Source organism: Enterococcus casseliflavus NBRC 100478 (assembly GCF_001544095.1).
Lineage (GTDB): Bacteria > Bacillota > Bacilli > Lactobacillales > Enterococcaceae > Enterococcus_D > Enterococcus_D casseliflavus.
The window spans coordinates 160,163-169,803 of the sequence record NZ_BCPT01000007.1; the positions used below are offsets into that span (position 1 = coordinate 160,163).

At 39.3% G+C, this 9,641-nt stretch carries 8 protein-coding genes, 1 rRNA gene and 1 pseudogene; 9 read left to right on the plus strand and 1 reads right to left on the minus strand.

The features are described 5' to 3' along the window. The first annotated feature begins 185 nt into the window (after positions 1–185). The gene (locus tag ECA1_RS08090) at positions 186–2,684 is read left to right on the plus strand and encodes an ATP-dependent DNA helicase (RefSeq protein ID WP_060792186.1); all 2,499 of its coding nucleotides are present in this window, start codon (positions 186–188) and stop codon (positions 2,682–2,684) included. A 91-nt stretch (positions 2,685–2,775) separates the two neighbouring features. Here the strand turns inward: ECA1_RS08090 and ECA1_RS08095 are convergent, their stop codons facing one another. Further along, the gene (locus ECA1_RS08095) at positions 2,776–3,267 is read right to left on the minus strand and encodes a YajQ family cyclic di-GMP-binding protein (protein WP_060792187.1); all 492 of its coding nucleotides are present in this window, start codon (positions 3,265–3,267) and stop codon (positions 2,776–2,778) included. Between the two features lie 153 nt (positions 3,268–3,420). Between ECA1_RS08095 and ECA1_RS08100 the strand changes: the two genes are divergently transcribed. The 8 genes and pseudogenes from ECA1_RS08100 to ECA1_RS08135 form a co-directional block, all read left to right on the plus strand. Next, a complete protein-coding gene (locus tag ECA1_RS08100) occupies positions 3,421–4,356 on the plus strand; it encodes a YitT family protein (RefSeq protein ID WP_005230189.1) in 936 nt (311 codons plus the stop codon). A gap of 74 nt (positions 4,357–4,430) precedes the next feature. Beyond that, positions 4,431–4,760, plus strand: a complete 330-nt coding sequence (locus ECA1_RS08105) for a metal-sulfur cluster assembly factor (protein ID WP_005231940.1) — start codon at positions 4,431–4,433, stop codon at positions 4,758–4,760. Between the two features lie 755 nt (positions 4,761–5,515). Further along, positions 5,516–5,833 (plus strand): DUF2500 domain-containing protein, encoded by a 318-nt coding sequence (locus ECA1_RS08110; RefSeq protein WP_060792188.1) that lies wholly within the window; start codon positions 5,516–5,518, stop codon positions 5,831–5,833. A 452-nt stretch (positions 5,834–6,285) separates the two neighbouring features. Next, positions 6,286–6,817, plus strand: a pseudogene (locus ECA1_RS18025) (zinc-binding dehydrogenase); the annotation flags it as partial. A 209-nt stretch (positions 6,818–7,026) separates the two neighbouring features. Then, a complete protein-coding gene (locus ECA1_RS08120; RefSeq protein ID WP_060792189.1) occupies positions 7,027–7,965 on the plus strand; it encodes a dihydroorotate oxidase in 939 nt (312 codons plus the stop codon). Between the two features lie 65 nt (positions 7,966–8,030). Then, positions 8,031–8,552, plus strand: a complete 522-nt coding sequence (locus ECA1_RS08125) for a GNAT family N-acetyltransferase (RefSeq protein ID WP_060792190.1) — start codon at positions 8,031–8,033, stop codon at positions 8,550–8,552. 139 nt (positions 8,553–8,691) lie between these two features. Then, positions 8,692–8,877 carry a hypothetical protein gene (locus ECA1_RS08130; protein ID WP_005230211.1) on the plus strand — a complete coding sequence of 62 codons (186 nt, stop codon included), beginning with the start codon at positions 8,692–8,694 and terminating at the stop codon, positions 8,875–8,877. Between the two features lie 541 nt (positions 8,878–9,418). Next, a 16S ribosomal RNA gene (locus ECA1_RS08135) occupies positions 9,419–9,641 on the plus strand; the annotation flags it as partial.

A 9,641-nucleotide genomic window follows, 5' to 3' on the forward strand; every position in this document is an offset into this window, starting at 1 on the left:
AAACCCATTTTCTGGAAGTGGAAATGGCGTTGATTACCTGATGAGAAGGCATTTTGCCGCAAGTGGTTTTTTTAGAGATCAAACCTGTTTGGATAGGATACTATCCGCAGAGGATGAAAAGCTGTTTCTGTTCGCTTTTCCAAAAGTGATCTATCCGCTATAATGGCAAACGAGAAGGTGAACACGTGTATAAAGGAAAAGTTGCGGTTAGAAAAATCGTAGAATTTATTTTGCGCAGAGGCGATATTGATAGCCGCAAAGTCAGTAATCATACCGCACAAGAAGGCGCCCGTATCCATCGCCAACTACAAAAAGAGGCTGGGGATGCGTATCAAAAAGAAGTCTTTTTCAAACGAGAAAGCCAAATTGAGAAAGATTCGATCACTGTCGAAGGACGTGCCGATGGTCTCTTTTTTGATGCAGCTGCTAATTCTTGGGTGATCGATGAGATCAAAACTTCAGAACCAGCTTTCGAAGATATCCCTGAAGATCAAATCGATTTGTTTTTTGCCCAGGGAATGGTTTATGCTTATTTGTTTTTACTACAAGAAAATGAACAAGCAGCGCTTAATGACAGTGAAAAACAAGAGAAACCAGAAGCAGAAGCAGAAGCTACTGCTGATGGAGAAAATGATCCGAGGAGACCCATCGATCGGATCGCCGTACAATTGACTTATTATCAAACCACTGAAAAGCTGACCACCCGTACGAGAAGAACATTTCAGTTCTCAGAATTAGCTGTTTTTTATGAAGAATTACTTCAGGAATATCATAAATGGTTAGTTTTTCAAGAGAATTGGCGCCGTGTCCGCAATACGTCTTTGCAGCTGCTGTCTTTTCCCTTTGAAACCTTTCGCAAAGGGCAGCGAGAGTTAGCAGCAGCGGCGTATAAAACACTAAAAAATGGCAAGCGACTTTTTGCGGAAGCGCCAACGGGAACTGGAAAAACCATGTCAACGCTGTTTCCCGCATTAAAAGTTCTCGGGGAAGAAGGGGCAGATCGGGTCTTTTATCTGACGGCGAAGACGATCACCAGGCAAGTGGCTGAAGATGCGTTGAGCAAGTTAGCAGATAACGGTAGTGAAACCAAGAGTGTCACGATCACTGCCAAAGATAAAATTTGCTTTCTGGATGAACGAAACTGTACGCCAGAGCATTGTCCTTATGCACAAGGTTATTACAATCGAATCAACGAAGCTTTGTGGGATCTGTTGCATCACGAAAACCAAATAACCCGAGAAGTGATCGAGACTTATGGAATGAAGCATACGGTTTGTCCCTTTGAGCTTTCACTGGATGTCAGTGTCTTTTGCGATGTCATTATTGGTGATTATAATTATTTGTTTGATCCAACCGTTTATTTACGGAGATTTTTTGAAGAGCCAGACGAAGAGTATTTCTTTTTAGTGGATGAAGCCCATAACTTAGTTAATCGTTCGAAAGAAATGTATTCTGCAACGATCTCCCGACAGCCATTTAAGGAATTAAAGAAGAAGCTGCCGAAGGATCAACAGAAATTAAAACGCGCACTAAACAGAGTTGATAAAGAATTTGCGGCTTTAGCCCAATTAGCAAAAGAGGAAGGATGGTCATACCACCATCAAGCAGCTCCCCATGAAACAATGGTCAATCAGCTATACAAATTAGCTGAATTGATGAAGGAATGGTTGCCGGCAAATCCTGAGCATGAATTGCAAGAAGAAGTGCTGCAAGTGTATTTTGAAGCTAACCATTATTTGAAGATCAGTGAATTTTATGATGATCACTACGAAACGACGGTGGAGATCGACCGCTATGATATCAAACTACGGCAATTTTGCATCGAACCAGCGCCGTTTTTGGAATCCGTGTTAGATAAGGGCAAGGCCAGCCTGTTGTTTTCTGCGAGCTTTACCCCTTTGTCGTATTATCAAGAAGTATTAGGTGGCGGCGATGAAGCTTTGCGCTATCGCTTGCCAAGTCCTTTTGATCCGAAAAATCAGGGGATTTTTATTGCGGACTATATCCAAACGACGTATCGCCAACGTGAAGCCAGCATTCCTGCGATCGTTGATGCGATCCAGCAAATGACGGCAGCGAAAGCGGGAAACTATATGGTCTTTTTCCCATCTTATCGTTACTTGGATGATGTGGCGGCAGCATTTTCTCAACAGGCGCCAGAGGTGGAGGTCTTGATTCAGGGGACTGCTATGAACGAAGCAGAGCGCGAGGCGTTTCTTGCGCAGTTTCAATCTTTTGACCCGCAACAATCATCCTTGCTGGATAAAAGTCAAGACGAACCAAAGAGTCAACCAAAAACATTGGTGGCATTTTGTGTCCTTGGAGGAATTTTTTCTGAAGGGATCGACCTAAAAGGCGATCGGTTGATCGGTGCAGCAGTGGTAGGAGTCGGACTGCCGCAAATCAATCACGAGCAAGAATTGATTCGGGAATATTACGATGAGAAAAAGGCAGCTGGCTTTGCATATGCCTATCAGCTGCCAGGGATGAATAAAGTCCTGCAAGCAGCCGGTCGAGTGATTCGGGATGTCAGCGATCGTGGCGTGGTGTTATTGCTGGATCAGCGCTTTCGGACACCGCGTTACCAAGAACTTTTCCCACTGCATTGGCAGCATGCCTTGCAGATTCGTCGGCCGCAAGAGTTATCAAAGGCATTGACTCATTTTTGGCAAGAAAAAAACTAGAAGCAGAGCTTTCAAGAGCGGTTGCGCAAAATCAGTAGATAAAGCTGATTTTGCCTAACCATCACGTTGACTCTGTTCTAGTTTTTTTTGATTAGCGATAATTTGTAAACTGTAAATCGATTGTCAGGGGCAGTTTACGTAACAATTGGATCACCTCTTGCAGATCGTCACGGCTTTTGCCTGTTACCCGAATTTGATTGTCTTGAATTTGGGTTTTAATTTTTAGCTTGGCGTTTTTGATCGCTGTCGTTATTTTTTTGGCGTTTTCTTTATCGATCCCATTGATCAATTCTGCCGTTTGACGAGCTTTTGCCCCCAAGGCATGCTCCGTTTCGCCAAATTGAATATTTTTCGTTGGTACATTCCGTTTGATCAGCTTCGCAAAGAGCACATCTTTGATTTGTTCCAACTTAAATTCGTCATCTCCAACGATCGTCAGTTTGCCCTCAGTCATCTTGATTTCTACTGTGGAGCCTTTAAAATCAAATCGGTTTTTCAATTCTTTTTCCGCCTGTTGAATGGCGTTTTTCACTTCTTCTGTGTTGATCTCAGATACGACATCAAAACTTGCTTCTTTTGCCAAAATCAATCACTCCTCTCATCTCTTACCTATGATTTTAACATGGAGGCGAACGATGCGGGAATGAAAAGTAAATTTTTGCAAATAATTGTTTCATTTTTTCACACAAACTGCTATTCTTTGGAAGGAGATTTTTAGTGAAGGAGCTAGATCATTGTGAGTAAGTTATTAACGAAGCACGAACAATCAGAACGATTGAAAAAAATAGGGGTTATTTTGCTGTCAGGTATCACTGCAGCCATTGCTTTAAATTTCTTTTTGATTCCCGCAAACGTTCTTTCTGCTGGGATGAACGGGGTCGCCCAATTGATCGTGGCACTTGCCTTGGAACATTTTGGCGTTCACCTTAGTACGGGGCTGTTTATTTTCCTCTTAAACTTGCCTATCTTTGTTCTCGGGTTCATCAAACTCGGGAAATCATCGACACTATTGAGCTTTATCAATGTCGTTGTCGTTTCCGTCTTAACGATGATCCTTCCGCAAGGAGCGATCACTGACAATATTTTGGTTAACGCTTTGCTAGGTGGCGTACTGTTAGGCGTCGGCGTTGCGTTTTCACTGAAAATGGGTTTTACCACCGGCGGAATGGATATTCTTTCGTTGATATTATCAAAAACGACTGGAAAAACAGTTGGTAAATATATGTTTATTTTAAACGGCATCATTGTCATGGTCTCAGGTTTCGTCTTTTCTTGGGAAAGTGCCTTGTACACGATCATTTCGATTTTCGCAATGAGCTACGTTGTGGACATGCTGCACACAAGTCATCAAAAGGTAACGGCAATGATTATTACGACCAATGCGGAAGCTGTTGGGAAAAATATTTCTAAGCATGTGTTTCGCGGCATGACTTTGTTCCCCTCAGTCGGAGGGTATTCAGGCGTACCTGGCAATATGATCATGATGGTCGTGACGCGCTACGAGATCTACGATTTAGAACAAGCCGTTTTAGAAGCTGACGGCAATGCGTTTATTAATTTTGTGCCGACCCAATCGATTACAGGCCGTTTTGCGACAGATGATGAACAACGGACCTTTAAAACGACAGGGGTCTTCCCAGAACTGAAAATACACAAGAAAAGCCGTCCATAATCAAGGATCGTCCATTTACAAATCTTGCAAAAGAAGGTATTATTTGAAACAAGAATTAAAGGAGGTCTTCAACCGTGGCATATACTGAAGTAGAAGCAGAAGCAATCAAAGAGCGTGTCTTGGCTGCCTTGGAAACCGTGATTGACCCTGAGTTGGGGATTGATATAGTGAATCTAGGCTTAGTTTATGAAGTCGAATTTGATGCAGAAACAGGCAATACCGTAATCAAAATGACCTTAACAACAATGGGCTGTCCCTTAGCCGACGTATTGACTGAATCGATACACGAAGCACTAAGCGATATTCCAGAAGTCAAAAATCCAGAGGTAAAATTAGTCTGGTATCCCGCTTGGACGACCGATAAAATGAGTCGTTACGCACGGATTGCTTTGGGGATTCGTTAAGGATTTTCAATCATAGAAAGTTGTTTCATATTTGTTAACTAGATGGAACAAGCTGTTTTCTTAGGTGTCGGACAGTTGGCAAAATGAGGATATAAACACAGAACTCTTTTATTAACTTTGAAAAAGTTGGTAGAAGAGTTTTTATATAGAATACTTTCTTAAATAAACAGTTACTTGGTGAAAAAGTTATGCTTTTTTACTAAAAGCATTAAAGAAAATCATATATTTTTAAACCTGAAAGCTCAACGTATTTTCCATTCATATGACAACTCAAAGTGAGTTAGTATTTAACTTTACCGAAATAGTAATACTTTCTATAAACCTTCGATCATTTTGACAAAAAGAGAGCACAGATTAAATTCTTATTCATCCACATTGATAACCTTAAGGTGCATCCTAGAAAACATGTCTAAATAAACGTTACTGAATTTATCAGAGACTTTGGGATACGATGGTTTTTCCTTAAGGAGTCAATGTAGAGTGAAGAAGGATGATTCTAGGAATGCTTTTTCAAAAGTCATGTGATTTCATCCTATCAACTGACTCTTGGTTAACAAATATACAAATGTGTTCTATGCAACCATACATATAGGAAAACGATAGCCAAACTACAGTTTCGGTCAATCATTTAGCGAGTTACATATTTTTATTAGAGGTTCGAGATTAATTAATTAAATTAATGTATAATTATAGTTAAGTTGTAAAAATGATTTGGTTGATTCCCTTGATCATAAAAACAAAAAGGAGTGTGTTTTGTGGATTTTCTGTTTACTTTATTTTCTTTTATTTTCGTCGCAGTTATCTTATATCATATTGTCGAATTCTTAAAGAATCAATCTACGCCAGAAGTGGCAGCACTTGCCACGCTAGTAGACAAACGAATGACCAGTAGCACGAATATTGCTGCAAACGGCTTTACGAATCAATCCATTACCTATTATCTTTTATTTGAAATCGCAAGTGGCGAAAGATTAGAATTTAAAGTAGGGTATGGAAAATACAAATTATACGTCATCGGAGATACTGGAGTGTTGAGGTATCAAAGAAAAAGGTTTAATTCACTTGATAGGTAAAAAATTTGTATGTATATAGTATGTGTTTATTCGTTTTCAATTTCAAAAAAAGTTGAACAGTCAATTAAAAAACTCCTATTCAAGTGTCTTATCATTTGAAATGATTTGAATTGTGCGCTTTCGATGGAAAACGCAAGTATCATCGAGTAACACTTGAGAATTTCTACTTATGAGGTCGCATAAATAAAACCAAAACCGAAGGAAATTCCTGCGAGGAATGGCTTAATTTAGTTCACCCATTCGTTTTATTGGCGGAAGTGATGAGCTACGGATCGTTTTTAAATACTCATAAATAGAATAGATTTCTTCACCAAAACCTCGTGACTCATTGTTACGAGGTTTTTTGTTTTTTACGTGACTTCAGAAATAATTGCAAAAAGGAAAAATCGTTCTTGGTTTTTCACAAACATTTTCTCTTTCAAGTGACAAAGTCGTTGCCGTCTTGGGTTAGAACGATTGGGTTGCTGACGATACAATGGTTAAAAATTGCGGGTGTGAAAAAGATTATTGGCATTGATATTCAATCAGAGAAACTGAAACAAGCATTAGATTTAGGTGTCAACGATACGATCGATCCTAGTGTTCAAGACCTCGAAAACGAGATTTCTCGGATAACGGATGGTTTAGGCGTAGATATTGCAATGGAATGTGCAGGTACTAAAATAACCGAAGAACAATGTCTCTTAGTGACAAAAAAAGGCGGGAAAATTGGATTTCAAGGGATCACTTATTCTGATGTTTTGATTAAGCAACGGGCATTTGAAAAATCTTTCGCAGTGAATTAACCATTAAGGGTTTTTGGAATAGCTATTCTGCGCCTTTCCCAGGCAAAGAATGGTTTGATTCAATCACCTTTTTAGAAAGCGGACGCTTGAGTGCCAGTCATATGATTTCCCATCGCTTTCCGTAGAATATCTTCAAAGAGCATTTGATTTAGCGGTAAATAGAAGTGAAAGCTTTAATAAAATCATGATCATGCTCTAAAAACTAAACATTTGATTACAGCATAAACAGATTATTTTCAAAAACCATTTTTATTCAGCAAGCTTTAACAAGCTGCTATGGATATGTTTTTTGATTTGCTACAGTGATTAAATAGGTTGCTCCTTCTAAAACCTGTCCCAATCAAAGACACCGTTGCATTTTCAGAAATGAAACGGTAAACTAGTTGAAAAGATTGGAGGAATGAATCAATGTTAGCTACGAATTTTGGGAAATATACATACGAAAATCCGTTTATGAACGCCTCAGGAGTCCATTGTATGACGATCGAGGAATTAGATGAATTAGCGGTATCAGCAGCTGGATCATTTGTCACAAAGAGTGCAACGCTAGAAGCACGTGCCGGAAATCCAGAACCACGTTATACCGATTTACCTTTAGGAAGCATCAATTCGATGGGATTACCAAATCTAGGGGTGGACTACTACTTAGATTATGCCATCAAAAAACAGCAGGAAATGACTCAGCAAGCGCCTTTCTTTTTCTCTGTCGCTGGTATGAGCGTGGCTGAAAACATTGAGTTATTGAAGAAGATCCAAGAAAGTGATTTTGAAGGAATCACTGAGTTGAATCTTTCTTGTCCAAACGTGCCAGGAAAACCACAAGTTGCCTATGATTTTCCTTTGACCGATCAAATTCTTGAAACAGTCTTTGGTTTTTTCACAAAACCTTTAGGTGTCAAATTGCCGCCATACTTTGATTTGGCTCACTTTGATGAGATGGCTAAGATATTGAATAAGTATCCGTTAACCTACATCAATTCAATCAATAGTATTGGGAATGCTTTATTCATCGATCCTGCTACTGACTCGGTAGTCATCAAACCAAAAGATGGTTTTGGTGGTCTCGGAGGCGAATATGTGAAACCGACGGCATTAGCCAATGTGCGGGCTTTCTATACACGTCTCAAGCCAGAAATCAAAATTATTGGTACAGGTGGGATTCGTAATGGTCAAGATGCGTATGAGCATTTGTTGTGTGGTGCCTCTATGTTGCAGATCGGCACAGAGTTGCAAAAAGAAGGGCCGGCGATCTTTGAACGATTGACGAAAGAATTAGAAACGATCATGAAAGAAAAAGGATATCAATCAATCAGTGAATTTCAAGGCAAACTAAAAACGATTGATTAAAACGACTTTCTATCATCCTCTGTTTCTTTTTATAGAAGAAAGTCATAGAAGAAAGGTGGGGTTAAATGGAGAAATTTCGTAAAACAACTGAGGACGATTTAACGGAGTTAATGGCGCTGATTGAGGAAGGAATTGCTTTTTTAAAAGCTCAAGGATCACCACAATGGCAAAATGGCTATGGCCCAAAAGAAATTCAAATCAAAGAAGATATCGCAAAAGGCGAAAGCTATGTGTTAGTGAAAGATGGGAAAATCGCAGCGTCTGCGACACTGGTTTCTGGTGATGATCCTGTCTACAACGCAATTACCGGCGCAGGATGGGATGGAAACGGTCCGTATCTATCCATTCATCGCGTCGTTGTCAGTTCTCATTTTAAAGGGCAAAAGTTAAGTGCCAAATTGCTGCAAGCTCTTGAAGTGGTTGCATTAGAGCAAGGAATCGTTGATTTGCGTATCGATACGTATAAAGCCAATATTGGGATGCAAAAGAATATCCAAGCAGCTGGCTATCAATATAAAGGAGAGGTAACATTTCCTTTTCCGAATGGAGAGCGATTGGCGTTTCAAAAACGTTTGATCACAAACTAAACATTCTTTTTCCATTCTTGTCATTTGTCTGAAAGAATGGAAAAGGTGTGTCAAAGTGAATTTTTGGTATGAAAATGTGGATAATGGTTGTCAGAATCCTTTCGGCTTGCTAAGATAAGCACGTAAAGGACGGTGCCAAATGAAGAAAAGAATCAAAAAGAAAAAAGCTTATAAAAAATACATCCATGATATTTTTGCAGGTTATGAAGAAATGCTTGAAAATCCAGCGATCGATGAGAAGAAGTTCTCTTATTTGAAAGAAGAAACAACCTTAAAACGAGACGATCAAAATCAAATCCGTTTCCGTACGATCGATATTGATTAAACTACCTTTTGGGTAGTTTTTTTCTTTGTTTTTGTTAATTGGAAAAATTTCAGAAAAAAAGCTTGCTCTTTCATTCATAGAGTGATAAAGTATTCAACGTTGGCAATTGAGCCAGCGGGTCAAAACAACAGTTGAAAAATCTTCAAAAAAGACTTGACCAAAAATAAAACAGATGATATTATAACGAAGTCGCAATGATAAAACAGTTAATCAATGTTGATACATCAACAAAATTAATTGAAAAAAGTTGTTGACAAATAACAAATCATTTGTTATTCTAATTAAGTCGCTGAGACAGCCGCTACGAAGTTGAAAAACAACGAGCGAAAAAAACTTTTAAAAAAATAGTTGACAATCAAATGTCGCTCTGATATGATATAAAAGTTGCTAACACAGCACGGTAGACCTTTGAAAACTGAACAAAGCAAGCAAACGAACCAATGTGTAGGACGTTTCAATTTATTGAAACAAATACATGCAAGCAATAGCTAGCAAAGTTAATTTTTATGAGCTTAATGACCGTATGGTCATTCAAACAAATCATTATGAGAGTTTGATCCTGGCTCAGGACGAACGCTGGCGGCGTGCCTAATACATGCAAGTCGAACGCTTTTTCTTTCACCGGAGCTTGCTCCACCAAAAGAAAAAGAGTGGCGAACGGGTGAGTAACACGTGGGTAACCTGCCCATCAGAAGGGGATAACACTTGGAAACAGGTGCTAATACCGTATAACACTATTTTCCGCATGGAAGAAAGTTGAAAGA

Bases quoted from the DNA above. Each gene is read 5' to 3' on its own strand.
- ECA1_RS08120 (WP_060792189.1), top strand. From the start codon at position 7,027: ATGTTAGCTACGAATTTTGGGAAATATACATACGAAAATCCGTTTATG.
- ECA1_RS08125 (WP_060792190.1), top strand. From the start codon at position 8,031: ATGGAGAAATTTCGTAAAACAACTGAGGACGATTTAACGGAGTTAATG.
- ECA1_RS08130 (WP_005230211.1), top strand. From the start codon at position 8,692: ATGAAGAAAAGAATCAAAAAGAAAAAAGCTTATAAAAAATACATCCAT.